Raw genomic sequence first — 25251 nt, 5'->3', positions numbered from 1 at the left:
TTGAGCGGGTTGAGCGGGTTGAGCGGATGGTGCGGGATGGGAAGTTCAGGTGATCCGCATGGAGTCGAGCAGTTCGGTGATACGGGTGTCGATCTCGTCGCGGATTCCGCGGACGACGGCGATCGGTGCGCCCTCGGGGTCCGTCACGGGCCAGTCCAGGTAGCGGCGGCCGGGCACGACCGGGCACGCGTCCCCGCACCCCATCGTGATGACGATGTCGGCGGCCCGCACGACCTCGTCGGTCAGCGGCTCGGGACAGGCGTCCGTGACGTCCGCTCCGGCCTCGGCCAGAACCTGCGCGACGACGGTCCCGACCTCGGTGGCAGGGTGCGTACCGGCTGAGGAGACGACGACATGGCCGCCGGCGCGGTGCGCGAGAAGGGCGGCGGCCATCTGCGAGCGGCCCGCGGTGGGGGTCCCCCGCGCGAGGTTGTTCGAACGTGGGGGAGGCTGCACACGAACAGCACACGGGGCAGACCGACACCAGGCGCCCCCTGCACGCGGGCGAGTGCGTCGAGCCTCTCGGCGGCGAGGTGCTCGGCCGGCACGACCAGGTGGGTACGGACGCGCGCGTGCTCGGCGAGGCGGTCGTAGGAGTCGATGACCAGGCGCTGGACGGTCTCGGGCGAGAAGCGCCCGCGGTAGCGGAGGGCGAGAGCGGAAATGCCGGCCGCGAGACGTTCGTCCGGCAGGACAGGGGGCGGGGGTGCGGTCATGGCAAACCCCTTTCGGAGCATGGGTCCCCACCTGCGTGGGGATGCGGGTCCCAAGAATCACTCCATGCTGGTATCAGCCTGGAGTGATGTGAAAGTATCAGTCCATGATGACGTCAGTCGACACTGATCTGATGCGGGTTCTCGCCGACCCGTTGCGGCTCCGGATCGTCACCCTGCTCGCCAGGGAGACGCTGTGCAGCACGCACCTGATCGAGGAGACGGGAGCCAAGCAGACCAACCTCTCCAACCATCTGAAGGTGCTGCGCGAGGCCGGGATCGTGGACACCGAGCCGTGCGGCCGGTTCACCTACTACCGGCTCAGGCCCGACGTCATCGCCTCCCTCGCGGGCCAGTTCGCCGACCTGGCGGAGACCGCGCGCACCACCGCCGAGAACAACATCAAGCGGTCCTGTCCCTGATCTCCGCACCCTGCGGAGACCTGCACCGAGGAGTCCTGTTGACCGCCACCGAGGCCACCGAGCACGACAGCACCGAGGGAACCGCCATGACTCCCGCCACTGTCGCACCCCAGCCCGCCCCCGGTGCCGCTCCGCCTCAGGCACCCCCGCTGATCGCCAAGGTGGCAGCCGAACTGGTGGGCACCGCGGCCCTGGTGGCCATCGTGGTCGGCTCCGGCATCCAGGCCACCGAGCTGACCAAGGATGTGGGCCTGCAACTGCTCGCCAACTCCACCGCCACCGTCTTCGGCCTCGGAGTCCTGATCCTTCTGCTCGGCCCGGTCTCCGGCGCGCACTTCAACCCGGCCGTCACCCTTGCCGAGTGGTGGACCGCCCGCCGCGGCGGCGCCGGAGTCACCCTGCGCGAGACCGTCTTCTACGTCCCCGCCCAGATCGTCGGCGCGATCGCCGGCGCCTTCCTGGCCGACGCGATGTTCGGTGCGCCGATGGTGAAATGGTCCACGCACAACCGTTCGGCGGGGTACCTGCTGCTGGGCGAGGTCGTCGCGACCGCCGGGCTGATCCTGCTGATCTTCGGCCTGGCCCGCACCGACCGGCTGCGCTTCGCGCCCGTCGCGGTCGCCTCCTACATCGGCGCCGCCTACTGGTTCACCTCGTCGACGTCCTTCGCCAACCCGGCGGTCACGATCGGCCGCGCGTTCACCGACACGTTCGCCGGCATCGCTCCCGGCTCGGTGCCCGGGTTCATCGCCATGCAGCTCGTCGGCGCAGTGGTGGGGTTGGCGCTGGTGGCGCTCATCTTCATGCCCGGCCGACGCGAGGCCGAGCAGCCCGCCGGATGACGCGGACAACCCAGGTCGTAGTGATCGGCGGCGGCCAGGCCGGACTCACCGCCGGTTACCACCTGCGTCGGCAGGGCACCGAGTTCGTCATACTCGATGCCCAGACCGCACCGGGCGGCGCCTGGCAGCACACGCGGGACTCGCTCCGCCGCTCGCTGCCATCCTGGCCGTGCTCTCCGCCGGAGCCTGGTGGCTCGGCCGGCGTCGCCGTTCCTGCTCCTGCTCCTGCTCCTGCTCCTGCTCGCCGAAGAGTGCAGGTGCGGGTGCATGCGGCCGCAAGGCGTCCGGTGACCGGCTGAAGATCACGGGCGCGGGCCGCCAGTAGGGTCAGCCGGTATGACCGTTGCTCGTTCCGTTGCCCTGTTCGTCGTCGCCGCCTTCTTCGAGATCGGCGGCGCCTGGTTGGTGTGGCAGGGCATCCGCGAGCACAAGGGCTGGGCCTGGGTCGGTGCCGGCGTCATCGCCCTTGGCCTCTACGGAGTAGTGGCGACCTTCCAGTCCGATGACAACTTCGGGCGCATCCTCGCCGCGTACGGCGGGATCTTCGTGGCCGGGTCGATCGCCTGGGGCATGGTCGCCGACGGATACCGCCCGGACCGCTACGACGTCATCGGAGCCCTGGTGTGCCTTGCGGGCATGTCCGTGATCATGTACGCGCCCCGCAGTCACTGACTCGGCCACGCCGAGGCCCGACCATGTCGGCTCGCAGGTCTCAAAGGTCATTGCGTTCATCGATGCCTGCCCGGCAGATCTCCGAGACCTGATCTGCGCACCCGGTGGGGCAGGGCACAGCACTCGCCCTCCGTCGGTGGTCGGGCTGGCCATGGTGAGGCTTCCTTGGCTTCCCGGCCACAGTCAGACCGCGGCCGGGGCAGTGCTCAGCAGCTTGCCCATCGCGGCCAGCACGGACGGCTCGACCCGGTAGTAGACCCAGGTGCCGCGACGCTCCGAGGTGAGCAGGCCTGCCTCCTTGAGCTTCTTCAGGTGGTGGGAGACCGTCGGCTGGGAGACACCGACGTCGGAGATGTCGCACACGCAGGCCTCGCCGCCCTCGTGCGAGGCCACTGCCGAGAACAGCCGCAGCCGCACCGGGTCACCCAGGGCCTTGAACATCCGTGCGGCCGTCTCGGCCTCCCCGGCGGTGAACGGGCGCTCGGTGAGCGGTGGACAGCACGGTTCCACAGCCTGGTCGGTGGGCTCCAGCAGCGGCAACAGCTCCATATTCGACATGCATCTATGTTGACACACATCTAACCAGCCCGCGAGGACCGGACCGGCCACCGAAACACTCCTCGCCCAGCCAAGATTAGATGATTATCTATGTTGACGCTTATCGAATCAGGTGCCATGCTGACCAGGCAAGCCATCGACGGATGTCGAAATACCGAGGAGTCGACCGTGAACGCGCCTGTCACCACCGATCTGCCCGTCGTCGTGATCGGAGCCGGCCCCGCCGGACTCGCTGCCGCCGCCCACCTGGTCGACCGCGGTCTCACGCCGCTGGTCCTGGAAGCCGGGCCGGTCGCCGGCGCGGCGGTGCGCGAGTGGGCACACGTGCGACTGTTCTCCACCTGGGGCGAGGTCACCGACCCGGCCGCAGAGAAGCTGCTCGCCCCCACGGGGTGGGTGAAGCCGGATGCCGCCACCTACCCCTCGGGCGGGGACTGGGCCGAGCAGTACCTCCAGCCGCTCGCCGACGTCCTCAGCGAGAAGGTGCGCTTCGGCGCCACCGTCACCGGCGTGTCCCGTGCGGGCCGGGACCGGATCGTGGACGCCGACCGGGAGGCTCAGCCGTTCGTCGTCCACGTCACCCACGCGGACGGCGGTGAGGAGCGGCTGTTCGCCCGCGCGGTGATCGACGCCTCCGGCACCTGGACCACCCCGGGCCCGGCCGGCGGCAGCGGCCTTCCGGCCCTCGGCGAGAAGGCCGCGTCCGACCGGATCACCTACCGCGTGCCCGACCTCAAGGATCCGGCCGTCCGCGCCCGGTACGCGGGCAAGCGCACTGCGGTCATCGGTTCCGGCGCCTCCGCGTTCACCGCGCTCGCCTACCTCGCCGACCTCGCCAAGTCCGACGACGGCACCGGCACCAAGGGCGTGTGGATCCTGCGCCGGGGCATCTCCGGCTCCACCTTCGGCGGCGGTACCTCCGACCAGCTTCCCGCCCGCGGAGCCCTGGGCCTCGCCGCCAAGGCCGCCGTCGACGAGGGCCACGCCGACGCGGTCACCGGCTTCCGCACCGACGCCGTCGAACGCGACACCGACGGCCGCCTGGTCCTCGTCGGCGAGGACGGCCGCCGCCTCGACCCGGTCGACGAGGTCATCGTCCTCACCGGCTTCCGCCCCGACCTGTCCTTCCTGTCCGAGCTCCGCCTCGGCCTCGACGAGCGCCTCCAGGCACCCACCGAGCTGGCCCCGCTCATCGACCCCAACCAGCACTCCTGCGGCACCGTCTACCCGCACGGAGTCAACGAACTGTCCCACCCGGAGAAGGACGTCTACCTGGTCGGCATGAAGTCCTACGGCCGCGCCCCCACGTTCCTCGCGATGACCGGCTACGAGCAGGTCCGCTCCATCGCCGCCGCGCTCGCGGGCGACCAGGAGGCCGCCGAGCGGGTCGAGTTGACCCTGCCGGAGACCGGAGTCTGCGGCGGCGCCGGCCTGTTCGACGACTCGGACGCCACGCAGGACAGCGCCAGCGGAGGATGCTGCGCGGCCCCGACCACTCTCCAGATCGGCATCGGCACTCCGGCCCCCTCCGGCGGCTGCTGACCACCACCCCACCCATCACCAGCAGGAGGCTCGCCATGTCCCGCGTCCAGCTCGCTCTCCGCGTCCCCGATCTCGCCGCGTCCATCGCCTTCTACACCAAGCTGTTCGGCACCGGGCCCGCCAAACTCCGCGACGGATACGCCAACTTCACCATCGCCGAGCCCCCGCTCAAGCTCGTCCTCGTCGAAGGCACCGCGGGAGAGGAAACCCGTATGGACCACCTCGGCGTCGAGGTCGACACGACAGAGGCGGTGCACGCAGCCACCCTCCGGCTCGCCGAAGCCGGGATGGCCACCGTCGAGGAGAACGACACCACCTGCTGCTATGCCCTCCAGGACAAGGTCTGGGTCCACGGCCCGGGACAGGAACCCTGGGAGGTCTACGTCGTCAAGGCCGACGCGGGCACCCTCGCAAAACAACAGGGCAGCGCCTGCTGCGCCGACCAGAGCGAGGAGACGCCGGACGAGTCGACGACCTCAGCGGCAGGCTGCTGCTGACCGTCGACGACCGACCTTCAGACCAGCGGGGCCGCGACCGGAACCGGGGACCGGTCGCGGCCCCGCGCCGCCCTGCCCGCCCTGTGCGTCACCCAGATCACCAGCTGGGGCATCGTCTACTACGCCTTCCCGGTCCTGAACCCCCGGATCACTGCTGCCGCCCGGTGGCCGGCCGGAGCGACCACCGCAGCGTTCTCTGCCGCCCTGCTCGTCTCCGCCCTTACCGGGATCCGCGTCGGCCGCATCATCGACCGCCACGACCCGCGAACCGTGATGACCGCCTGTCCTGGCGGCTCGACGTACTCGTCAACAACGTTGGGGTGGGAGTGCTCGGACCGTTGGACTCACTGTCCCCGGCGGAGGTCGAGCAGGTGCTCGCCGTCAACGTCCGGGGGGTGTTTCTGGCCTCCCGGTGGCCGCGCCGCACCTCGGGGCGGGAGGGCGGATCATCACGATCGGCAGTTGCATGACACAGCGGGTCCCCGGCCCCGGGGGGACGCTCTACGCCACGAGCAAGTCCGCGCTGATCGGCCTCACCAAGGCGCTGGCCCGGGAACTGGGCACCCGGGGGATCACCGCCAACATCGTCCATCCCGGCCCCATCGACACGGACATGAATCCGGCGGACGGCCCGTACGCACCGGGCCAGAGCGCGATGACCGCCCTCGGCCGCTTCGGCGCCCCCGACGAGGTCGCCTCGATGGTCGCGTATCTGGCGGGAAGCGAGGCGGGGTATGTGACGGGGGCGGAGTTCGCGGTGGACGGAGGCCACGCGGCGTAACGCGGCACGACACACCCCGCACCCGATACCCGGACCAGCAAGGGCCAGCAAGGGCCAGCAGAACTACCAGGACACGCGTGGTACCCGGCCCAAGGCGGACCACGGCCCGTGGGGGCGCACCGGCATCGGCGCGCCCCCACGACCCCCACGACCCCCACGACCCGCTCGACCCGCTCGACCACCAGACCGCTAGACCAGAGGACCGGGACCAGGACCGGGACCAGGGGGAGCGCCGCAGGCCCCACGGCTCCGGACGACGGATCCGGAAGGCTCAACCGCCCAGTTCCTGGTGGCGTGCCGTCAGGCGTGAGGTGCCCTCCTCCGTCAGGGAGCCGAAGAGGCGCAGGCGGGAGATGCCGCCGTCCGGGAAGATGTCCACGCGCGCGTGGGTGCCGACGACGGGTGCGGTGAGGGTGAAGCGGTGGTTGGTGTCGGGCTGAAGGCGGGTGCGGGGCAGGATCTCGGCCCACTCCCCCGCGTCGCCTTCGCCGTCTTCGCCGCCGTTCCTCACCGAAACCGAGGCCCATCCGGCGCTGTTGCCCTTCAGGTACGCCGTGTCGATCTCGATGGCGCGGATCTCGGACTGGGCGACGAGCCGGTAGCGGATCCAGTCGTTGCCGTTGTCGCGGCGCCGGCGGGTCTCCCACCCGTCGTCCATCTTGCGGGAGCGGCCCGGCTGGATCGTGTTGGTGGCGGGTGAGTAGAAGAGGTTGGAGGCGTCCTCGACCTGTCCGCCGTTCTCCAGGGCGACCACATCGAAGGTGCCGAGGACGGACAGCCAGCGCGGGTCGGGCACGACCTCGCCGTACACGCGCAGCCGCGCGATGCCCCCGTCGGGATGCTGGTTGACGCGCACGTGGGTGAAGCGCTGTTCGACGGAGACGGCGAATCCGTTGGCCGCGTGACCGCCGACCGGCGTGCGCGGTACGAGGGCCGTCCACTTCACGTCGTCCGCCAGAAGTTCCTCGGGAGAGGGCGAACCGGGCACCGACGCGCCCTCGACCGACACCGCCTGGGGATAGTTGCCGCGGAAGTGGGCCGTGTCGACGACGATCCCCCGGATCACGCCGGGGGCTCCGAGGCGTACCAGGGCCCAGTCGTGGTCCTCGGCGGTCGGCCACGGGTGCCCGGCCGAGGCGCCACGGCGCCGTCGGGTCTCCCAGCCGTCCATGATCTTGCCCTTGTGGCCGAAGTGCTCGGGGTCGAACGCGGCGGCCTCGGCCACGAGGAGGTTCTCACGCTGGGCGAAGAACTCGTCGTTGGCGGCGACGACCCCGGCGCCGAGCTGCCGGTCGGCGAGGTTGACGTACTGGGTGAACGGGAAGTCAGCGGTGCGGTAGTCCGCGTACGGGTCGCCGCCTCCGTAGGGGTTCGCGTCTCCGGTGAAGGTGGCCGGAACGATGGGGCGCTGCGCCGTCACGATGATCGATCTGCCTTTCGGGGGTTGGCCGTTGCGGGTGCGGATGCGGATGCGGAGCGTGTGCCGGAGTGCGGTGCGGCGGTCGGTGAACGGACCGGTGACGTGGATGGGTCGCGGATGGGTCGCGGGAATCGGTGACACGTATCAGAGTTGTGCGGATCGGCGGCGGGAAACGGCGGTGGGCTTACGGGTGGGGCGGGTGAGGAGAGATCCGGTGGACTTACGGGTGGCGGGTGAGGAGGCGTCCGGTGGGCTCGGTGAACTCGCCCTCGGCGACGATGCGTTCGCCGCGGAGCCAGGTCGACTTCACGACACCGCTGAGGGTCTTGCCCGCGTAGGCCGTCACCCGGTTGCGGTGCTGGAGCGCGGTGGGGTCGACGGTGAAGGTCTCGTCGGGCGCGAGCACCGCGAAGTCGGCGTCGCGGCCCGCCTCGATGGCACCCTTCCGGTCTCCGAGGCCGACCAGTTCGGCCGTACGGGAGGACATCCAGCGGACCACGTCCTCCAGGCCGTGGCCGCGCCTCCGGGCCTCGGTCCAGACGGCGGGCAGGCTCAGTTGGAGGCCGGAGATGCCGCCCCACGCGGTCGCGAAGTCGTCCGTCTTGAGGTCGGCGGTCGACGGCGAGTGGTCGGTGACCACGCAGTCGATCGTGCCGTCGGCCAGCGCCTGCCACAGCAGGTCCTGGTTGGCGGCCTCGCGGATGGGCGGGCAGCACTTGAACTCGCTGGCGCCGTCCGGGACTTCCTCGGCGGTCAGGGTGAGGTAGTGCGGGCAGGTCTCCACGGTGAGCCGGACGCCGTCGGCCTTCGCGGCGGCGATCAGCGGGAGCGCGTCGCTCGACGACAGGTGCAGCACGTGTACCCGTGCGTCGAGGCGCTCGGCCTGTGCGACGAGGCTCGCGATGGCGGTGTCCTCGGCGTCGCGGGGGCGCGAGGCGAGGAAGTCGGCGTACTTCCGGCCGCTCTTCTGCGGGGCGGCGGCCAGGTGGTGCGGGTCCTCGGCGTGCACGATCAGCAGGCCGCCGAAGCCGGCGATCTCGGCGAGGGACCGGGTGAGCTGCTCCTGGTCCAGTTCGGGGAACTCGTCCACCCCGGAGGGTGACAGGAACGCCTTGAACCCGAAGACACCGGCGTCGTACAGGGGGCGCAGGTCCTTGACGTTGCCGGGCAGCGCGCCGCCCCAGAAGCCGACGTCGATGTGCGCCTTGGAGCGGGCGACCTCCTTCTTCGTACGGAGGTTGTCGACCGTCGTCGTCGGGGGGAGGGAGTTGAGCGGCATGTCGATCAGGGTGGTGATACCGCCGGCGGCCGCGGCGCGCGTCGCGGTCCAGAAGCCCTCCCACTCGGTGCGGCCGGGGTCGTTCACATGGACGTGGGTGTCGACGAGGCCGGGCAGCAGGACATCGTCGCCGAAGTCCTCGAACCGGGCGCCGGGTGGTACCTCGGCATCGTGCGGCAGTACGGCCGTGATCTTCCCCGCGGCGACCGCGACCGAAGCGGCGCGCGTCCCCTCGGGAGTGATGACGCGCGTCGAGCGCAGCACCAGTTCGGCATCGGACACGCCGGACCCCTCTCTCCGCAGCCGTTGACTCCCGCTGTCGCCGGTTTACTTCCGCGTAACGGAATTCAACTTTCTGTTGAAGAAGTCTTCACTCCGGCCCTCCCGCCGTCAAGGGCTCGTTTCCCCACCCTGCCTCGCCGCGCCCCGCTTCCACCGCCGACCTGCTGAACTCTGGATGTTTCCACAAGGCGAAACAAAACTTCCGACAGGCAGAATGTGGTGACGCACAACCCGGGAGCCGATCGACTGCCGGGTAGGCTGCGTCTCTGCCCGCCCGCCACCCGCCGCCGCTCCACTCGAGACTCTTCGCGTCACCCCTCTCGATTCCGCGCCCCGAAAGGACCGCCGCCGTGCCGCCGTCCAGCGCCAGCACCACCGACGCCGCCAAAGCATCCGCTCCCAGTGGCGGCGTCCAGTCCCTCGAGCGCGCCTTCGATCTGCTGGAGCGCATGGCGGACGCCGGGGGCGAGGTCGGTCTGAGCGAGCTCTCCGCGAGCAGCGGGTTGCCACTGCCCACCATTCACCGGCTGATGCGCACCCTGGTGGTCTGCGGATACGTACGCCAGCAGACCAACCGCAGGTACGCCCTCGGTCCCCGTCTGATCCGCCTCGGCGAGTCCGCCTCCCGGCTGCTCGGTACCTGGGCCCGCCCCTATCTGGCGCGCCTGGTCGAGGAGACCGGCGAGACCGCGAACATGGCGCTGCTCGACGGGGACGAGATCGTCTACGTCGCCCAGGTGCCGTCCAAGCACTCCATGCGCATGTTCACCGAGGTGGGCCGCCGGGTGCTGCCGCACTCCACGGGCGTCGGCAAGGCGCTGCTGGCCCACACCCCGGACGACGAGGTGCGCGCGCTGCTCGCCCGTACCGGGATGCCCGCCGCGACGGAGAAGACGATCACCACGCCGGACGGCTTCCTCGCCGCGCTCGACGAGGTGCGCAGGACGGGCTACGCGGTCGACGACAACGAGCAGGAGATCGGCGTCCGCTGCCTGGCCGTCTCCGTGCCCGACTCCCCGACCGCCGCCGCGATCTCGATCTCCGGTCCGGCCGGCCGGGTCACCGAGGCCGCCACCGAGAAGATCGTGCCGGTGCTCCAGCAGGTCGCGGCCGAGCTGTCGGAGGCCCTGGCCAGCTCCGGTCCGGGCACCAACTGACCGAACCGACTCAGCCCGGGCCGGTCCAGGTCGGTCCCGCCCCGGTCCAGGTCAGCCCCGGCGCAGCCCAGGTCAGTCCTGCTTGCCCCGGAGCAGTCCAGGGCTTGCCCCGGAACAGTCCAGCCACGGCCGGCTCCGCTCCGGGCACCGGCTGACCGACTGACCGACATACCTGAGCCCCGCCCCTCCGTCCGCGCCCACCCCACCCACCCCACCCCGCCCCGTCTCAGTTGAGTCCCGGGGCTCCGACGGGTGCCTCCAGGCGCCCGTCCGTCATTTCCCGCACCGCGTCCGCCTCGCCGAGGTGGGCGCGGTCGTGTGTCACGAGGACGGTCGCCGTGGCGCGTTCACGGGTGAGCCGGACCAACAGGTCGAGCACCGCCGTGCCGCGTTCGTGGTCGAGGGCACTGGTCGGCTCGTCGACCAGGAGCACCGATGGGTCGTTGACCAGCGCGCGGGCGATGTTCACCCGCTGCCGCTGACCGCCGGAGAGCTGGTGGGGACGCCGGTGCGCCAGCTCTCCGAGTCCGACCGCGGCGAGCAACTCCCTCGCGCGGTCCGCCACTTGGCGGCGTCCGTCCAGGTGGCCCATCACCTGGAGCTGCTCCAGCGCGGTCAGCGAGGGCAGCAGGTTCGGCTGCTGGAACACGATCCCGATCTCGCGCCGTCGCAGGACGGCCCGCTCGGCGGAGGTCAGCGCCCCCGTCTCCGTACCGCCGACGAGAACGCGCCCGCGGTCCGGGGTGACCAGGGTGGCCGCGACCGCGAGGAGACTGGACTTGCCGGATCCGGAAGGACCGACGACGGCCGTCATTGTTCCGGCAGGCACCTGGAGACCGACACCGTCCAGGGCTGTCAGGCGGCCCTCGCCGTCCGGGTAGGTGAGGGTGATGTCGTCAAGCGTCAGGCTCATGGGGCACTCTCTCGTGGGTCGGTCCGGCGCTTCCACGCACCGTCATCAGTCACACCCGCGCGCGTGAGCGGGCGGACTCGGGTGTCTGGGAGGACGCGGGGACGGACCAGTCACACCCGCGCGCGTGAGCGGGCGCTTCCACACACCGTCATCAGGCACTCCCGGCGCCACCGTCGGACACTCCCGCGCACCGCCATCAGGCATCCCCGGCGCCCTCACCAGGCATTCCCGCGCGGCGTCATAGGGCACTCCCGCACGACACCATCAGGCACTCCCGGCGCCTTCTTCGGGCGCTCCTCGGTAACCTCATCAAGCACTCCCGGGCACCTCATCGGGCACTTCCCAGTGCGGTCAGCGGGTCGACGGAGGTGATCCGCCGGACGGACAGGCCCGCGCCGAGCGCCCCGAGGGCGACCATCACGGCGGCGGGTCCGAGTACGGTCGGCCCGTCCAGCACGAACGGCACGTCGCCGCCCCGCACGAGTGCGCCGGCTCCGGCGGCGAGCCCCGTACCGAGCAGTGTCCCGGCGGCCAGCATGAGAACCGCCTGGCCGAGCGCGTCCCGCAGCAGATACGGCGTGGAGGCGCCCAGCGCCTTCAGGACGGCGATGTCGGACGACCGCTGGATCGTCCAGACCGTGAAGAACGCCCCTATGACGAGCGCCGAGATGACGAAGAGGAATCCGCGCATGAGCTGGAGCGAGCCGTTCTCGGCCCGGTAGGAGCCGATGGCGGTGAGGGCGTCGTCCCTGGTGAGGGTCTTCGTCCCGGCCTCACGGTCGGCCGTCGGCAGGTCGGCGCCGTCGGTCCGCAGGGCGAGCACGGTGGCCGGCCCGGAGAGGTCGGTCCACACGACGGGTGTGTGGCTGTACGAGGCATGGCCCGCCACGGCCGCGACGGTCAGGTCGGCGCCGCCCAGCCGCACCCGGCCCCCGGGCCTGACGTCGAGCGCGGCGGCGGCCTTCTCGGACAGCACGACACGGCCGGGGGCGACCGCCGCCGGGGCGATCCCGGAGCCCGGCCGCACCGCGAAGGAGGACACCGCGGCCGTACGGTCCCCGGCGGCCGCGTTCAGGGTGCGGATGCCGATCGGCTCCGCCGAGGTGACGCCGGGCCGGTCGGCCCAGCTCCCCCGGGCGCGAGAGGGCAGCTCCGAACCGGTGAAGGACACCGACTGCCCCGCGGGTGGCGCGGCGAAGGCGAGGTGGTCGGCGGGCAGCCCGGTGACCGCCGAGGTGTTCTCCTCGGCGAGCCCGGCGGTCAGCCCGGACAGCAGCCCCACGAGCAGGGTGATCAGTACGACCACGGCCCCCATGAGGGTGAACCGCCCCTTGGCGAACCGTAGATCTCTCCATGCGACGAACATGCCTCCACCCTGCTGCCCGGACCGGGTCCGGGGCATCGCGCCACGGCATGGTTCACCCGCGCCGAAAGAGGGGTGTGCGCGTCACCGGGAGAAGGACCGGCCGGAACCGGAGGAACGAGGGCACACGGACAAGGGAGGGAAGCCGTGCGGACAAAGGCGGCAGCGCGCTTTCAATCTTTCGGTTGACCGGGGCCGGCCCCGACCCGCCTACCCTGGAACGACCATGAATGTCCGCCGCCGCTCCCCCGTCGTCGCCACCCTGCGTCTGTGCCTGTACGCCCTGCTCGCGGGGCTTCTGCTGCTGGCCGCCCTCCGTTCCGGGGACAACGGGCACCCGACGGCGGTCGTCGTGTCGGTTCTCGTGACCGGCGCGGTGCTCGCGGCGGGCGCGGTCGGCCCGGCGGTGCACCGCTCACGGCGCACGGCCGCGGTGTGGGTGGCCGCCCTGAGCGCGAGCTGGCTGGTGCTGGTCGCGTTCTCACCGGACGGTCTGTGGGTGGCTTTCCCGCTCTACTTCCTGCAGCTGCACCTGCTGCCGGTGCGCTGGAGCCTGCCCGCGGTCGCCCTGACCGCCGGAGCGGCCATCGCGAGCTTCGTGGCGCACGGCGCACCCCTCACCCCCGGCGCGTTCATCGGCCCGCCGCTCGGGGCGGCGGTCGCGGTCGCCACGGTCCTCGGATACGAGGCGCTGTACCGGGAGAGCGAGCGCCGTCGCGAGCTCATCGAGGAACTCATCGCCGCCCGCGCCGAACTCGCCGAGGCCGAGCGCGCCGCGGGCACGCTCGCCGAGCGGGAGCGGCTCGCCCGCGAGATCCACGACACGCTCGCGCAGGGCCTGTCCAGCATCCAGCTCCTGCTGCGCGCCGCCCAGCGCCTGCTGCCCGCTGACTCCCCGGCCGCCCCGCACCTGGAGCAGGCCCGCTCGACCGCACAGGACAACCTCGCCGAGGCCCGCCGCTTCGTGCGCGCGCTCACCCCTCCCGATCTGGAACACGGCTCGCTGGCCGCCGCGCTGGAGCGGCTGTGCCGTTCGGCCGCCGTGGACACGCCGAAGGTCCGCTTCTCGGTGAGCGGCCCGCCGGTCGAGCTGCCGACCCCGTACGAGGTGGCCCTGCTGCGGATCGCCCAGTCGGCCCTCGGCAACACGCTGCGCCACGCGCGCGCCGACCGCGCGGAGATCACGCTCAGCTTCATGGACACCGCGGTCGCCCTGGACGTGGTCGACGACGGCGTCGGCTTCACCCCCGGCGGCGTACGGCCGGCCGGGGACCGTACGGAAGCGGACCAGACGGAAGGGGACCGTACGGAAGGGGGCCAGACGGAAGGGGACCGTACGGAAGGGGGCCAGACGGACGGGGGCTTCGGTCTCCCCGCGATGCGCTCGCGGGCCGAGTCGCTGGGCGGGACGTTCACCGTCGAGTCGGCGCCCGGACAGGGCACGGCCGTGGCGGTCACGCTGCCGCTGCCTGTCACGGGGGAGCCACCGGAGACGGTGTCCCTGGACGCCGATCGCCTTCCGCTGCCGAGCGCCGCGGGGAGCCGGACATGACCGTCCGTCTGCTGCTCGCGGACGACCATCCCGTGGTCCGCGCCGGGCTGCGCGCCGTGCTGTCCGCCGAGCCGGACTTCGAGATCGTCGCGGAGGTGCCGACGGCGGAGGCCGCGGTGGAACGTGCCGGGGCGGGCGGCGTGGACGTCGTCCTCATGGACCTCCAGTTCGGTGCCGGGATGCACGGAGCGGAGGCCACGGCGGCCATCACGGCACGCCCCGGCGCGCCCCGGGTCCTCGTCCTCACCACCTACGACACCGACGCGGACATCCTCGCCGCGGTCGAGGCGGGCGCCTCCGGCTACCTCCTCAAGGACGCCCCGCCCGAAGAGCTCTCCGCCGCCGTGCGCACCGCCGCGTCGGGTCACTCGGCGCTCGCCCCGAAGGTCGCCGACCGCCTCATGGACCGCATGCGCACCCCCGCAGCCGCCCTCAGCCGTCGCGAACTGGAAGTCCTCGAACTGGTCAAGGACGGTCTCTCGAACCAGCAGATCAGCAAGAAGCTGTTCCTGAGCCAGGCGACCGTGAAGTCCCATCTGGTGCACATCTACGCGAAGTTGGGCGTGGACTCCCGCACCTCGGCGGTGGCGGCGGCCACCGAGCGGGGTGTCATCCGCAGACGGGGCTAGGCTCCCGGGCCGCACCGGGGGCCCGGCCGACGGCGCGGGTTCGTGTCAGGCCCGGCCCGGCAGAATCAGCCCGGCAGGGCGGGCCCTGCACCGGCCCGCGGTCATCGCAGGGTTCGGTGCGGGGGTCCTCCGAAGAGTTCGACCGCGTCGCGGACGTCCGCGAGGCGGGTCGCCAGGGCGCTCACCGAGCCGATCGCACCCGCGACCAGGAGGAGCGAGCGGCGCAGCCGGGGGATCTCCGGGATACCTCCGGCGGCCATCGCGGCGAGGGCCGCGAGCTCGTCCTCGGCGATGCCGCGGTCGGGGAACTCGGCCGGATGCGCGGCGAGTTCACGGCGCAGCCGGGAGACGGCCGTGCGTAACTCCGCCACCCTCGGATCCTCGTCGCTGCCGGTCACTGGCCTCTGCCCCAAGCTCCGCAACACAGCTCTCCCCCTCGCGCGCCGTTCTGCGTCGGTCCCTCTCATGGCGGCCTCAAGTCGGCCCGAACTCCCCGTGGCGGTGGTCGGGCGCCGGGGGACGCGGGCCAGTAAACGCCACCCGGTGCGCCGGGCGCCACTGCCCGGACCGAAATTCAGCCCCAGGAAACCGAGGTGACGGCCCGGGTTGCGGGGCGCGCTCCGGCCCGGTCGGGTATGCAGGGGACATGACGGAGAACAAGGACGAGGTGGCCGGGCTGTTGCTGGCGGCCGGTGGCGGCCGGCGCCTCGGGGGACGGCCCAAGGCGCTCCTGCCCCACCGGGGACGGCCCCTCGTCGAACACGCGGTCGGGGTGCTGCGCGCCGGCGGCTGCGCCCGCGTCCATGTCGTCCTCGGTGCGGGGGCCGACGCCGTACACGAGCAGGCGTCGCTGTCCGGGTGCGTGCTCGTGGACAACCCGCGGTGGGAGGAGGGCATGGGGTCCTCGCTGCGGGCGGGGCTCGACTCGCTGGCGGACTCGGGGGCGCGGGCCGCGCTGGTGTCACTGGTCGACCAGCCGGGGATCGGCCGGGAAGCGGTGGCCCGGGTGCTCGCCGCGTACGCCTCGCCGCTGACGCTCGCCGCGGCGGCCTACGACGGGGAACGCGGACATCCGGTGCTCTTCGGGGCCGGCCACTGGGCCGGGATCGCGGCGACCGCCACGGGCGACCGGGGGGCGCGCGCCTATCTGAAGGCCCACGAGGACACGGTCACCCTCGTCGAGTGCGGGGACGTGGCGCGGGCGTACGACATCGACACGGAGGCCGACCTGGTCCACCTTGAGTGAGCGGGGTGGCACCGAGCGCCACCTTCTGTCGGCCCGGAGAATCTCGACATCAACAAACCATTGAACTTCCACCATGAGGAAATTAGTATCCACTGCTCAGAAGCGCCCCGTCGTGTCGAGGGCGCCCGGCGCCGTCCCCGCGCGCCACGGCACCGGGTGCCAGGCGCGGTGACGCCGCCCATGGTTCGCTCGCATGACCCGTGTGCGGATCGCCCGCACGCGGTTCGTCGGCACGCGGTTCGTCCGTACGTAGCTCGCCCGCACGTAGCTCGCTGAAGGAAGTGACAGCTCATGTCCGCACCAGCGCCGTCCTCGCTGGCCATCGTCGACGCCGAGCCCCTGCCCCGGCAGGAGGAGGTCCTCACCGACGCGGCCCTCGCCTTCGTGGCCGAGCTGCACCGGCGGTTCACGCCCCGGCGTGACGAGCTCCTCGCCCGCCGCGCGGAGCGCCGCGCCGAGATCGCCCGCACCTCCACGCTCGACTTCCTCCCGGAGACCGCCGCGATCCGCGCGGACGACTCCTGGAGGGTGGCCCCCGCTCCGGCCGCGCTGAACGACCGCCGGGTCGAGATCACCGGACCCACCGACCGCAAGATGACCATCAACGCCCTCAACTCGGGCGCCAGGGTCTGGCTCGCGGACTTCGAGGACGCCTCGGCGCCCACCTGGGAGAACGTGGTCACGGGTCAGCTGAACCTGACCGACGCGTACGCCCGCCGCATCGACTTCACCGACCCGGCGTCCGGCAAGTCGTACGCCCTCAAGCCGGACGAGGAGCTCGCGACCGTCGTGATGCGCCCGCGCGGCTGGCATCTGAACGAGCGTCACCTCGTCGCCGCCGACGGCACGCCCGTGCCCGGCGCGCTGGTCGACTTCGGCCTGTACTTCTTCCACAACGCCCAGCGTCTGCTCGACCTCGGCAAGGGCCCGTACTTCTACCTGCCGAAGACGGAGTCCCACCTCGAAGCCCGCCTGTGGAACGACGTGTTCGTCTTCGCGCAGGACCACGTCGGCATCCCGCAGGGCACGGTCCGCGCGACCGTCCTGATCGAGACGATCACGGCCGCGTACGAAATGGACGAGATCCTCTACGAACTCCGTGACCACGCGGCCGGGTTGAACGCCGGACGCTGGGACTATCTGTTCTCCATCGTCAAGAACTTCCGTGACGGCGGCACCAAGTTCGTCCTGCCGGACCGCAACGCGGTGACGATGACGGCCCCGTTCATGCGGGCGTACACCGAACTCCTCGTCCGCACCTGCCACAAGCGCGGCGCGCACGCGATCGGCGGCATGGCCGCGTTCATCCCCTCGCGGCGCGACGAGGAGGTCAACAAGGTCGCCTTCGAGAAGGTCAAGGCCGACAAGGACCGTGAGGCGGGCGACGGCTTCGACGGCTCGTGGGTGGCCCACCCCGACCTCGTCCCGATCGCGATGGCCTCCTTCGACGCCGTCCTCGGCGACCGGCCGAACCAGAAGGAACGGCTGCGCGAGGACGTGTCGGTCGCGCCCGGCGACCTCATCGCCGTCGACTCGCTCGACGCCCGGCCGACGTACGACGGTCTGGTCAACGCCGTGCAGGTCGGCATCCGTTACATCGAGGCCTGGCTGCGCGGCCTGGGCGCGGTCGCGATCTTCAACCTCATGGAGGACGCCGCCACCGCCGAGATCTCGCGCTCGCAGATCTGGCAGTGGATCAACGCCGGTGTCGTCTTCGAGCACGACGGCCGGACCGTGGCGGCCACCCCGGAGCTGACCCGTGAGATCGCCGCGCGGGAACTCGCGGACATCCGCGCCGAGATCGGTGAGGAGGCCTTCGCGGCCGGCCGCTGGCAGCAGGCGCACGACCTGCTCCTGAAGGTCGCGCTGGACGAGGACTACGCGGACTTCCTGACGCTGCCCGCGTACGAGCAGCTGACCGGCTGACCCGGCAACGGCCGACCCGACGGCCCCGTCCCGCCCGGCCGGTGCATCCAGCCTCGGTCCGTCGGCGCTTTCGGCACCGGTCCGCCAGTCCGTCAGGTGTCAGTCCGCCGGTCCGTCCGAGTGGCCCAGGGATCTCTCCGGGGCCACTCGGTCGCGTACCAGGCGCTTGACCGCCGTGGGCTCGGGAAAGCCCTGCTCACGGCGGTCCCAGATCACCTCGTCGTTGACCCGGACGACGAAGACGCCACCGGTACCGGGCTTCAGGGACAGCTCGTCGAGCTCCGTCTCGAAGGTGGTGAGCAGTTCCTGGGCCAGCCAGGCCGCGCGGGGCAGCCAGCGGCACTGGGTGCAGTACTCGATCTGGACCCGCTGGACGTCCGTCATCCGAGATGCACCGACCAATCCTGTTCAGCCGCCGGTTTGCCGTGCAGGTCAGGCACCCGTTTGAGCCAGTCCGGCCGCCCGCGCTGAGTGCGCTCCGCGCGGTCGGCGTCCTCGGCGGCGAGCTGCTCCCGGGTCGGGAAGTCCGTGGGGAGCCAGGCGGCGGAGGCCCGGACCCGGGCGAGGAGATAGCCGACGTACGCCTCACGGACCGCGTCGGGGCTCGCGAAGCCGGGCTCGTCCGTGAGCCAGGCGTCGGGCACCTCGGCCAGCACCGCGCGCAGCAGATCCTCGGTCACCCGGGGCGCGAGTTCGGCGTCGGCCGCGCGGGTGTCCGGGTGGTGGCCGCCGAGCGCGTGGCGCCGGAAGTCGTACGCCTTCTCCGGCGACGAGGCGTCCCAGCGGTGGTGGAAGACGAGGGCGGCGCCGTGGTCGATCAGCCAGAGCCGGGGCGGCGCAATGCCGAGGGTGGGCCAGACCATCAGGTTCGAGCTGTGCACCGTGCGGTCCACGTTGACCGTGAGGGCGTCCAGCCAGATCACCCGGCCCGCCTCCAGCGGGTCGACGGGGAAGGTCCTCGCGATCTCCGGGGTGAAATCCTTCGCGCCCGGCAGATAGTCCATGCCGAGGTTGAGCCCGGCGCTGGCCCGCAGCAGGTCCTGGACCTCCTGGTGGGGCTCGTGCCCGCCGACGGCCGGGTCGAAGTGGACGAGGACCAGTTCGGGGAACCGCAGCCCGAGGGCGCGGGCCAGCTCACCGACGACGATCTCGGCGACCAGCGCCTTGTGGCCCTGGGCGGCACCGGTGAACTTCACGACGTAGGTCCCCAGGTCGTCGGCCTCGACGACCCCGGGCACTGAGCCGCCGGAGTGCAGGGGTGCGACATAGCGGATTGCGGCGACCTCTTTCAGCATTTTCACAGGCCACCAACCCCTTCAACCTTGCAATCCATGGTCGACTCCGGAGGTGTCAAACAGCAGGATTTTCCCGTCGCCAGCCCTGGGGAGAATCTGGGGAGTTTCGACCGGCATGCAGATCCCCCTGCCTCCCCAACAGGCCGGAAGCAATGGCCGTCCGGTCCTTGCTGCCGGTCTCCGGCATGAAGTGAGCATAGTAACCGAGGGTGATCGCGGGCGAAGAGTGCCCGAGCCACCGTGCCACGGTCACCACGGACTCTCCCGCCTCCAGCATGATCGAGGCGTAGGTATGCCGCAGCATGTGGACCGAGGGCCGCGACGTGTGGTGGCACGACATCGTCGGACGGCAGTCGGCCGAGCACACACCGGAGGCCTTCGACGCCGAGCACCCGCTGTTCATCCTCTACACGTCCGGGACCACCGGGAAGCCGAAGGGCATCCTGCACACCTCGGGCGGCTACCTCACACAGGCCTCGTACACGCACAACGCCGTCTTCGACCTCAAGCCCGAGACCGACGTGTACTGGTGCACGGCCGACATCGGCTACGCGACGACCCACAGCGCCGGCCGGACCGACACGGCACACAACCCCGGTGCTGCGGCGGCCGCGGCCCGCACACCCGCGATCCACCGCGACCTGGCTCCGCTGACCCCCGTGAACTCGAGGTGCCGGCCCTGATGGGCCGGGACCTGTCGAACACCGAGCTCGCCACGGCTCTCACCCTCACCGAGTCCACCGTGAAGACCCGCGTCGCCCGGATCTTCGCCAATCTCGCCTTCCGCGACCGCGCCCAGGCCGTCGTTCTCGCCTACGAGACAGGCCTGATCGCGCCCGGCGACCTCACCGCCGACTGACACCACGTCCACGGCACGCTGCACAGGCCCCGCCCGGGCCGTGGACCCCGAGCTTCGCCACACGTCCATGGACGCTGATGACGGTGAATCATCTACGGCGCCTGGGCCGTGCGGCGCGGACAGGGGCGGTGGGCGCAGGACTGCACGGCACCGGCACCGGCACCGGCACCGGCTGCGCACTGCTACAGCCCGGCGCTGCCCAGCCGTCCGGGTGATCACCCGTCATCGCCCGCGTGTGCGAGCAGTTCCTCGGGTGACCAGGCCAGGCGTCCGTCCGCGAAGTCGGCCAGCACGCCCCGGACCCACGCCAGTTCCGCCGCCGTCATCGTGCGCATGTACCCCAACTCCAGCGTCGCGATCCGCGGCAGCCCGCTCTCCGCCTCCCGGGCGAGGTCCGCCTCGTGTCGGGCGAGCGCCGCCTCCAAGGCCTCGGCGCGGCGGCCGAGCGCGTCCCGCAGCGCCTCCGGCGTCAGCATCATGAGCAGCGACAGCGCGGCGGGAAACTCCGGGAACTCCTGCTTCGGTGTGGAGAGCATCTCGTCGAGCCAGCGGTGCGCCGTCTCGCTGCCCGCGTCGGTGACCTCGTAGACCGTGCGCTCCGGGTACTGCGCGTCCCGGCCCGTCTCGCGGACGGCGATCAGCCCGGCGGCGAGCAGGCGGTCCATGGTCCGGTACAGGCCGGCCCGCTGGCCGACGTTGACGACCTGGTCCTTGCCCCATTCCTTCAGCAGACGTTGGACGCCGTAGGGATGCAGTGGCTTGTAGTGCAGCAGGGCCAGGACGGTCAGGGCGAGGGGGGAACTCCGGGGCGCAGTGCTCATGGCTCGATGCTACCCACGGCCGAACTAGTTGACTAGAGACTAGTCACAGTGCAACTATCCATTCATGACGAACTCGACTGGCACGACGAACGGCAAGGTTCGCTCCGCACTGGTCATCGGTGGCGGTATCGCCGGTACCGTGACCGCGATGGCACTGCAGCGGGCGGGCGTCGAGGCGACGATCTTCGAGGCGTACGACGGCCCGGCCGACGAGGTCGGCGGCGGCATGGGCCTGGCGCCGAACGGATTCCAGGCGTTCGACGCGATCGGCGTGGGCGACGCGATCCGCGCGGTCAGCACCGAGATGAACGGCATCGTGCTGCAGAGCTGGAACGGCAAGAAGCTGGCCGAGTTCGGCACGCTGCCCGATATCGACCCGACGCGCTTCGTGATCCGCGCTGAGCTGTTTCGCACCTTGCGTGAGGCGGCCGAGGAGCGGGGCGTGACCACCGTCCACGGCAAGCGCATCGTCGACGCGAGCGAGGACGCCGACGGTGTCACCGCGCGCTTCGAGGACGGCGGCACGGCGACCGCCGACGTGCTGATCGGCGCGGACGGGCTGCGCTCCACGGTCCGCCGCCTGATCGACCCGACCGCCCCCGCGCCGCAGTTCGCGGGCACGGCCGGGTTCGGCGCGATGGTCGCCGACGCCGGTGTCGCGCCCACTGACGGCATGATGCACATGACCTTCGGCAAGCGGTGCTTCTTTGCCTGGCAGGTCTTCGCCGACGGCACGGGCATCTGGTTCATCAACCTGCCGGTGGCGCAGCCGCTCCCGGTCAACGAGCAGCGCGAGCGCGGTGGCGCCTACTGGCTGGGGCACCTCGCGAAGGTCTGCGAGGGCGACGCCACCCCGGCGAAGCGGATGCTCGCGGCCACCGACCCGAAGGCGATGCTCTTCGCAGGCAGCACCGAGAACATGCCGCGGTCGGTGCGCTGGAGCCGCGGCCGGATGGTCCTCACCGGAGACGCGGCCCACGCGCCCTCCTCCAGCTCCGGCCAGGGCGCCTCGCTCGCCGCGGAGAGCTCCGTCGAACTCGCCCGCTGCCTGCGCGACCTGCCCCTGCCCCAGGCGCTGGCCCGCTACGAGGAGCTGCGCCGGCCCCGGGTGGAGCGGATCATCAAGGAGACCGCCCGCACCAACGCCCGCAAGGCCGCAGGCCCGGTCGCGCGGGTGATCCGCGACGCGCTGCTGCCGATGATGTTCAAGTTGATGAAGCCCGAGAAGAACGCCTGGCAGTTCCAGTACCCGATCGACTTCGACGCCCCGGTGGCGTGACAGCCGGTCGACCGGCCCCCGGGCCTCACCCGTCGGCCGGTGGGTGTCACCCCCGGGCTGGGTGTCACGTGTCGGCCAGCGGGTTCGGCAGCGGCACATAGCGCGCGTCGGCGCCGTCCGCGTCCGTCCAGCGGAGCAGCAGATTGGTCTTGCCCGGGAGGGTGGGCGAGGAGAGCAGCGCGGCGATCTCGGGGAGGCCGTGGTCCGAGCCGTGGCGGTGGAGCTCCTGCCGTACGGCGGGCCAGGGGTCCGTGCCCGGGAACCGTTCGGCGAGGAGGGCGGCCAGCTCGGCGAGGTGGTTGACGACCAGGCAGTACACGAGCCGTTCCCAGCCGGCCGCGCGGGTCACCCCCGGCAGCAGTTTCACGCCTTCCGCGTCCCGGTACAGGGCCTGGACGGGCATGCCGTCCCCGTCCACGGCCACCAGCGTGTTCTGCAGATGGGCCTCGACGACGACTCCGTGGCGGGCGAACGCCTCCAGCACGGGGGGAACCGCCTGGCGGAGGTACGCGGCCCACCAGGCGGCGGGGTCGGTGAGCCTGTCGAGCGGGCTGCCGTCGAAGCCCTCCACGAGGGCGGCGGCGAGCAGCGGGGTCGCGCCGGGGACGAGGTGGTCGCGCAGTCCGTCGCGGACCAGGACGGCGAGTTCCTCGAAGGCGAAGTCGGCGGTGCGGTAGCCGCGGTCGCTCAGCCAGGCGGCGGGCCCCGGCCGCGCGGCGAAGGCGGCGGAGGTCGCCGCGTCGGTGGTGCGCATCTTGAGCAGGTCGTGCTTCCACAGCCGGCGGATGTCGTTGGTGATGCGGACATCGAGGCTGAACTTGACGAACAGGTCGTCCTCGGGGTCGTAGAGCGTGCGGACGGCCGCCGTCGGCCAGTACGGGCGGCCGGTGGGCCCGAGGCGTACGAGCCGGCCGTCCGCGAAGGCGTCCCGGATCGCCGGGCGGGTGCCGGTCAGGCGGAGTTGCCAGGGGTGGGCGGGCAGCAGCCGGTAACCGGGCGGGGCCTCGCCCAGCGCGTCCAGCGCCGTCGTGTCGCCCTCCTCGACGACCGCGTCCTCGCGCACCGCGAGCAGCTCCAGCGGGAAGCGGGTGTGCGCCTCGGGGGCGTACGGCAGCCAGTCGGTGACCGGGCCGCCGCCGCGGGTCTTGGGCGCCGGGTGGTACGGGTGCCCCATGATCAGGGACTGTTCGGAGCGCAGGTACGGGTCCTCGGGCGGCGTCGTGCGGGCGCGGGCCCGCAGGAGGGCCGCCACGACGTCCCGGCTGTCGGTCATCTCCGCGGGCAGCCCGGAGTCGACCACGCCGGTGAACCGGCGGAGTTCCTCGGCGGCGAGTGCGACCAGTTCCGGGTGGGTGAGCCGATGCCAGGCCCCGTCGGCGTGCACCTCGGGCCGGAAGGGGCGCCGCGTCCCCCGCACACGCAGCAGCCGGCCGCTCGCGCGCAGCCGGTGGACGTCCGGTTCCCCGGTGGGCTCCGCCAGTTCGCGAAGGAGACAATTGAGCAACGGCGCGGCGGCGTACGCGTCGGCGGCCTCGTCCATGTCGCCCCGGGTGAGCTGGGGGAACACGGTCGGCTTGAAGTCCACGCGATCCATCCGGTTCATTCGATCCATGCGGTGCACTGGTGATCAGTATGTCTGCCGCGGCGGACGATCACGATGCAGTCCCGTACTCAAGGAGTCCGCCTGTGCGACGTCCCTCCACGCCCGACACCGAGGCCGCGTTCGCCGGGGAGTTGAGCGCCGTACGCCCCGATCTGTCGGCGCGGTACGCGGAGGCGCTGCCCGGCGCTCGGGCCGCCGTGCTGACCCGGCTGTGGCGCGCGCTGGCGTACGAGCCGCTGCCGTGGATCGCCCGCCGCGACACGGACCGCGACGGCCTGACGGTCCGCCTCGCCGACGGCCGCCGGCTGCGCGGACCGCACCCCGACCCGTACGCCACGTCCGCGTATGTCACCGAAGTGCGGCTCGGCGGGCGGACGTATGACCGTCCGGAGCTGCTCGTCGGCGCCCTCGGCGTGCCGCACGGTCCCGCCTTCGCCGCCGAACTCGCCGACAGCGTGGCCTCGTTGGCGCTGTCGCGGGCGGACCAGGCGTCCGACGGCGCTCCTGGAACGTCCGAGGCGAGCTGGCGGTGGGAGCAGCGGATCGTCGACGGGCATCCGTATCACCCCAACTGCCGTGCGCGGCCGGGGTTCTCGGTGGCCGAGCAGCTCGCGTACGGGCCGGAGCACCGGCCGTCGGTGGAGCTGGGTCTGGTGGCGGTGGACGACGCTCTCGTCACGGGCGAGTGGCCCAAGTGGCTGCGGGACGGGGAGCGTGTGCTGATCCCGGTGCATCCGTGGCAGGGCGACCATGTACTGGACGCACCGGTACAGGAAGGCTTCGCCGCCCGCCCGTTGATGTCGCTGCGCACCCTCGCGGTGCCGGACGGGCCCCATGTGAAGACCGCGTTGAGCGCCCGGCTGACCTCCTCGGTGCGGGACATCTCGGTGTACTCGGTGGAGACGGCGGACAGAGTCTCGGCGTTCATGGAGGAGATGGCGGCACGCTTGGACGCGCCGCTCCACATCACCCGCACCCTCGGGGCGGCCACCGCCGGTTTTCCCGATCTCGCCGCGGTGGTGCGGGAGTCGCCGGACGGGTACGCGGGTGCGGGCGAGCGGTGTGTCCCGGTGGCCGCCCTTCCGCTGACCCGACTGCCCGAAAAGCCCTCTTGGCTGGCCGAGTTCACCCGCCTCGTCCTCACCGTGGGGCTGCGGCTGCTGGAGTTCGGGGTGGCCCTGGAGGCGCACGGCCAGAACCTGCTCGTGATCCTCGACCCTGCGGGCTCCCCCGTCCGGCTCGTCTACCGCGACCTGGCCGACATCCGGGTGAGCCCGGCCCGCCTCGCCCGCCACGGCATCCCGGTCCCACGGCTGTCCGGACGTATCGTGACCGACGACGAGACCGCGCTGCGCCGCAAGCTCTTCGGTTCCCTCGTCGGCGGCGCGCTGGGCGCGACGGCGGGCTCGACGGCCGCTCTCCGTGCGGCCCTCGAGAAGGTCGCGCCGGATCTTCCGCACACCGCGGACCTCCCGGCGCTCCTCGGCGAGAAGCTCCCCACCAAGGCGCTGACCTTGATGCGGCTGTCCCCCGACACCCCCGGCGACCTGTGGACACGGCTCCCTCAGCCGCTCGTCGGACCCGGCTCGTCGTGACGCGG

Annotated in this window: 23 protein-coding genes and 7 pseudogenes; 17 read left to right on the top strand and 13 right to left on the bottom strand. The window is 71.8% G+C overall.

The window, feature by feature from the left end:
* Positions 1-45: 45 nt before the first annotated feature.
* Together N4G66_RS14975 and N4G66_RS45905 are read right to left on the bottom strand one after the other, a co-directional pair.
* On the bottom strand, positions 46-456 hold the full coding sequence (locus N4G66_RS14975; RefSeq protein WP_261704576.1) for an arsenate-mycothiol transferase ArsC: 411 nt from the start codon (positions 454-456) through the stop codon (positions 46-48).
* Between the two features lie 107 nt (positions 457-563).
* Positions 564-716: pseudogene (locus N4G66_RS45905) on the bottom strand (arsenate reductase ArsC); the annotation flags it as partial.
* A 104-nt stretch (positions 717-820) separates the two neighbouring features.
* Between N4G66_RS45905 and N4G66_RS14970 the strand changes: the two are divergent.
* From N4G66_RS14970 to N4G66_RS14955, 4 genes and pseudogenes are all read left to right on the top strand, one after another.
* On the top strand, positions 821-1135 hold the full coding sequence (locus tag N4G66_RS14970) for an ArsR/SmtB family transcription factor (RefSeq protein WP_261704575.1): 315 nt from the start codon (positions 821-823) through the stop codon (positions 1133-1135).
* A 38-nt stretch (positions 1136-1173) separates the two neighbouring features.
* A complete protein-coding gene (locus N4G66_RS14965; RefSeq protein WP_391858818.1) occupies positions 1174-1977 on the top strand; it encodes an aquaporin in 804 nt (267 codons plus the stop codon).
* Positions 1974-2159, top strand: a pseudogene (locus tag N4G66_RS14960) (FAD-dependent oxidoreductase); the annotation flags it as partial. The gene N4G66_RS14965 and the pseudogene N4G66_RS14960, both read left to right, overlap by 4 nt.
* A 154-nt stretch (positions 2160-2313) precedes the next feature.
* Positions 2314-2649: a YnfA family protein gene (locus tag N4G66_RS14955; protein WP_261704574.1), complete on the top strand. Its 336-nt coding sequence runs from the start codon at positions 2314-2316 to the stop codon at positions 2647-2649.
* A 183-nt stretch (positions 2650-2832) separates the two neighbouring features.
* Here the strand turns inward: N4G66_RS14955 and N4G66_RS14950 are convergent, their stop codons facing one another.
* On the bottom strand, positions 2833-3207 hold the full coding sequence (locus tag N4G66_RS14950; protein ID WP_261704573.1) for an ArsR/SmtB family transcription factor: 375 nt from the start codon (positions 3205-3207) through the stop codon (positions 2833-2835).
* Positions 3208-3375: 168 nt separating this feature from the next.
* Between N4G66_RS14950 and N4G66_RS14945 the strand changes: the two genes are divergently transcribed.
* The 4 genes and pseudogenes from N4G66_RS14945 to N4G66_RS14930 form a co-directional block, all read left to right on the top strand.
* A complete protein-coding gene (locus tag N4G66_RS14945) occupies positions 3376-4749 on the top strand; it encodes an NAD(P)-binding domain-containing protein (protein WP_261704572.1) in 1374 nt (457 codons plus the stop codon).
* Between the two features lie 35 nt (positions 4750-4784).
* Positions 4785-5246 carry an ArsI/CadI family heavy metal resistance metalloenzyme gene (locus N4G66_RS14940; RefSeq protein ID WP_261704571.1) on the top strand — a complete coding sequence of 154 codons (462 nt, stop codon included), beginning with the start codon at positions 4785-4787 and terminating at the stop codon, positions 5244-5246.
* A 9-nt stretch (positions 5247-5255) separates the two neighbouring features.
* Positions 5256-5528, top strand: a pseudogene (locus tag N4G66_RS14935) (MFS transporter); the annotation flags it as partial.
* Between the two features lie 8 nt (positions 5529-5536).
* Positions 5537-6027, top strand: a pseudogene (locus N4G66_RS14930) (SDR family oxidoreductase); the annotation flags it as partial.
* 271 nt (positions 6028-6298) lie between these two features.
* On the opposite strand, the gene alc reads toward N4G66_RS14930, so the two are convergent.
* Both alc and allB read right to left on the bottom strand, forming a co-directional pair.
* Positions 6299-7429, bottom strand: a complete 1131-nt coding sequence (alc, locus tag N4G66_RS14925) for an allantoicase (protein ID WP_391858820.1) — start codon at positions 7427-7429, stop codon at positions 6299-6301.
* Between the two features lie 238 nt (positions 7430-7667).
* Positions 7668-9008 (bottom strand): allantoinase AllB, encoded by a 1341-nt coding sequence (gene allB, locus N4G66_RS14920; protein ID WP_261704570.1) that lies wholly within the window; start codon positions 9006-9008, stop codon positions 7668-7670.
* Positions 9009-9358: 350 nt separating this feature from the next.
* Between allB and N4G66_RS14915 the strand changes: the two genes are divergently transcribed.
* On the top strand, positions 9359-10165 hold the full coding sequence (locus N4G66_RS14915; RefSeq protein WP_261704569.1) for an IclR family transcriptional regulator: 807 nt from the start codon (positions 9359-9361) through the stop codon (positions 10163-10165).
* A 226-nt stretch (positions 10166-10391) separates the two neighbouring features.
* Here the strand turns inward: N4G66_RS14915 and N4G66_RS14910 are convergent, their stop codons facing one another.
* Together N4G66_RS14910 and N4G66_RS14905 are read right to left on the bottom strand one after the other, a co-directional pair.
* Positions 10392-11078, bottom strand: a complete 687-nt coding sequence (locus N4G66_RS14910; RefSeq protein ID WP_261704568.1) for an ABC transporter ATP-binding protein — start codon at positions 11076-11078, stop codon at positions 10392-10394.
* Between the two features lie 328 nt (positions 11079-11406).
* On the bottom strand, positions 11407-12444 hold the full coding sequence (locus N4G66_RS14905; RefSeq protein WP_261704567.1) for an ABC transporter permease: 1038 nt from the start codon (positions 12442-12444) through the stop codon (positions 11407-11409).
* A gap of 223 nt (positions 12445-12667) precedes the next feature.
* Here N4G66_RS14905 and N4G66_RS14900 point away from each other — a divergent pair, with 223 nt between their 5' ends.
* Together N4G66_RS14900 and N4G66_RS14895 are read left to right on the top strand one after the other, a co-directional pair.
* Positions 12668-13993 carry a sensor histidine kinase gene (locus N4G66_RS14900; protein ID WP_261704566.1) on the top strand — a complete coding sequence of 442 codons (1326 nt, stop codon included), beginning with the start codon at positions 12668-12670 and terminating at the stop codon, positions 13991-13993.
* Entirely contained in the window at positions 13990-14622 is a 633-nt protein-coding gene (locus tag N4G66_RS14895; RefSeq protein WP_261704565.1) for a response regulator, read from the top strand. Before N4G66_RS14900 ends, N4G66_RS14895 begins: the two co-directional genes overlap by 4 nt.
* 101 nt (positions 14623-14723) lie before the next feature.
* On the opposite strand, the gene N4G66_RS14890 is transcribed toward N4G66_RS14895, so the two are convergent.
* Positions 14724-15020 (bottom strand): DUF5955 family protein, encoded by a 297-nt coding sequence (locus N4G66_RS14890; RefSeq protein ID WP_261704623.1) that lies wholly within the window; start codon positions 15018-15020, stop codon positions 14724-14726.
* Between the two features lie 248 nt (positions 15021-15268).
* On the opposite strand from N4G66_RS14890, the gene N4G66_RS14885 reads away from it, so the two are divergent.
* On the top strand, positions 15269-15868 hold the full coding sequence (locus tag N4G66_RS14885) for a nucleotidyltransferase family protein (RefSeq protein WP_261704564.1): 600 nt from the start codon (positions 15269-15271) through the stop codon (positions 15866-15868).
* 291 nt (positions 15869-16159) lie between these two features.
* Complete coding sequence (gene aceB, locus N4G66_RS14880; protein ID WP_261704563.1) at positions 16160-17794, top strand: malate synthase A; 1635 nt, start codon at positions 16160-16162, stop codon at positions 17792-17794.
* 99 nt (positions 17795-17893) lie between these two features.
* On the opposite strand, the gene N4G66_RS14875 is transcribed toward aceB, so the two are convergent.
* The 3 genes and pseudogenes from N4G66_RS14875 to N4G66_RS14865 form a co-directional block, all read right to left on the bottom strand.
* Positions 17894-18178 carry a SelT/SelW/SelH family protein gene (locus N4G66_RS14875; protein WP_261704562.1) on the bottom strand — a complete coding sequence of 95 codons (285 nt, stop codon included), beginning with the start codon at positions 18176-18178 and terminating at the stop codon, positions 17894-17896.
* Positions 18175-19089 (bottom strand): HipA family kinase, encoded by a 915-nt coding sequence (locus N4G66_RS14870; protein ID WP_261704622.1) that lies wholly within the window; start codon positions 19087-19089, stop codon positions 18175-18177. The genes N4G66_RS14875 and N4G66_RS14870 overlap by 4 nt, the downstream gene beginning before the upstream one ends.
* Positions 19090-19144: 55 nt before the next feature.
* Positions 19145-19396: pseudogene (locus tag N4G66_RS14865) on the bottom strand (tyrosine-type recombinase/integrase); the annotation flags it as partial.
* Between N4G66_RS14865 and N4G66_RS14860 the strand changes: the two are divergent.
* Positions 19395-19655 (top strand): annotated as a pseudogene (locus N4G66_RS14860) (AMP-binding protein); the annotation flags it as partial. The pseudogenes N4G66_RS14865 and N4G66_RS14860 overlap by 2 nt on opposite strands.
* Before the next feature lie 54 nt (positions 19656-19709).
* Positions 19710-19948, top strand: a pseudogene (locus tag N4G66_RS14855) (response regulator transcription factor); the annotation flags it as partial.
* A gap of 215 nt (positions 19949-20163) precedes the next feature.
* Here the strand turns inward: N4G66_RS14855 and N4G66_RS14850 are convergent.
* Positions 20164-20769, bottom strand: a complete 606-nt coding sequence (locus tag N4G66_RS14850; protein ID WP_261704561.1) for a PadR family transcriptional regulator — start codon at positions 20767-20769, stop codon at positions 20164-20166.
* A gap of 64 nt (positions 20770-20833) precedes the next feature.
* Between N4G66_RS14850 and N4G66_RS14845 the strand changes: the two genes are divergently transcribed.
* On the top strand, positions 20834-22048 hold the full coding sequence (locus N4G66_RS14845; protein ID WP_261704560.1) for an FAD-dependent oxidoreductase: 1215 nt from the start codon (positions 20834-20836) through the stop codon (positions 22046-22048).
* Between the two features lie 64 nt (positions 22049-22112).
* Here N4G66_RS14845 and N4G66_RS14840 read toward each other — a convergent pair whose 3' ends face one another.
* Positions 22113-23642 carry an IucA/IucC family protein gene (locus N4G66_RS14840; protein WP_391858817.1) on the bottom strand — a complete coding sequence of 510 codons (1530 nt, stop codon included), beginning with the start codon at positions 23640-23642 and terminating at the stop codon, positions 22113-22115.
* A 92-nt stretch (positions 23643-23734) separates the two neighbouring features.
* Between N4G66_RS14840 and N4G66_RS14835 the strand changes: the two genes are divergently transcribed.
* On the top strand, positions 23735-25246 hold the full coding sequence (locus N4G66_RS14835; protein WP_261704559.1) for an IucA/IucC family siderophore biosynthesis protein: 1512 nt from the start codon (positions 23735-23737) through the stop codon (positions 25244-25246).
* Positions 25247-25251 lie beyond the last annotated feature (5 nt).

The sequence above is a fragment of the Streptomyces rhizosphaerihabitans genome, assembly GCF_025399795.1.
Taxonomy (GTDB): domain Bacteria; phylum Actinomycetota; class Actinomycetes; order Streptomycetales; family Streptomycetaceae; genus Streptomyces; species Streptomyces rhizosphaerihabitans.
The sequence above is the reverse complement of the archived record's forward strand: the minus strand, read 5'-3'. Positions and strand labels throughout refer to the sequence as shown.

What these genes read in the sequence shown, in the direction of transcription:
- N4G66_RS14885 (WP_261704564.1), top strand. Translation starts at nt 15,269, where the DNA reads ATGACGGAGAACAAGGACGAGGTGGCCGGGCTGTTGCTGGCGGCCGGT.
- N4G66_RS14895 (WP_261704565.1), top strand. Translation starts at nt 13,990, where the DNA reads ATGACCGTCCGTCTGCTGCTCGCGGACGACCATCCCGTGGTCCGCGCC.
- N4G66_RS14875 (WP_261704562.1), bottom strand. Translation starts at nt 18,178, where the DNA reads ATGACGGACGTCCAGCGGGTCCAGATCGAGTACTGCACCCAGTGCCGC.
- N4G66_RS14900 (WP_261704566.1), top strand. Translation starts at nt 12,668, where the DNA reads ATGAATGTCCGCCGCCGCTCCCCCGTCGTCGCCACCCTGCGTCTGTGC.
- N4G66_RS14950 (WP_261704573.1), bottom strand. Translation starts at nt 3,207, where the DNA reads ATGTCGAATATGGAGCTGTTGCCGCTGCTGGAGCCCACCGACCAGGCT.
- N4G66_RS14940 (WP_261704571.1), top strand. Translation starts at nt 4,785, where the DNA reads ATGTCCCGCGTCCAGCTCGCTCTCCGCGTCCCCGATCTCGCCGCGTCC.
- N4G66_RS14910 (WP_261704568.1), bottom strand. Translation starts at nt 11,078, where the DNA reads ATGAGCCTGACGCTTGACGACATCACCCTCACCTACCCGGACGGCGAG.
- aceB (WP_261704563.1), top strand. Translation starts at nt 16,160, where the DNA reads ATGTCCGCACCAGCGCCGTCCTCGCTGGCCATCGTCGACGCCGAGCCC.
- N4G66_RS14905 (WP_261704567.1), bottom strand. Translation starts at nt 12,444, where the DNA reads ATGTTCGTCGCATGGAGAGATCTACGGTTCGCCAAGGGGCGGTTCACC.
- N4G66_RS14850 (WP_261704561.1), bottom strand. Translation starts at nt 20,769, where the DNA reads ATGAGCACTGCGCCCCGGAGTTCCCCCCTCGCCCTGACCGTCCTGGCC.
- N4G66_RS14845 (WP_261704560.1), top strand. Translation starts at nt 20,834, where the DNA reads ATGACGAACTCGACTGGCACGACGAACGGCAAGGTTCGCTCCGCACTG.
- N4G66_RS14970 (WP_261704575.1), top strand. Translation starts at nt 821, where the DNA reads ATGATGACGTCAGTCGACACTGATCTGATGCGGGTTCTCGCCGACCCG.
- N4G66_RS14870 (WP_261704622.1), bottom strand. Translation starts at nt 19,089, where the DNA reads ATGCTGAAAGAGGTCGCCGCAATCCGCTATGTCGCACCCCTGCACTCC.
- N4G66_RS14840 (WP_391858817.1), bottom strand. Translation starts at nt 23,642, where the DNA reads ATGGATCGCGTGGACTTCAAGCCGACCGTGTTCCCCCAGCTCACCCGG.
- N4G66_RS14955 (WP_261704574.1), top strand. Translation starts at nt 2,314, where the DNA reads ATGACCGTTGCTCGTTCCGTTGCCCTGTTCGTCGTCGCCGCCTTCTTC.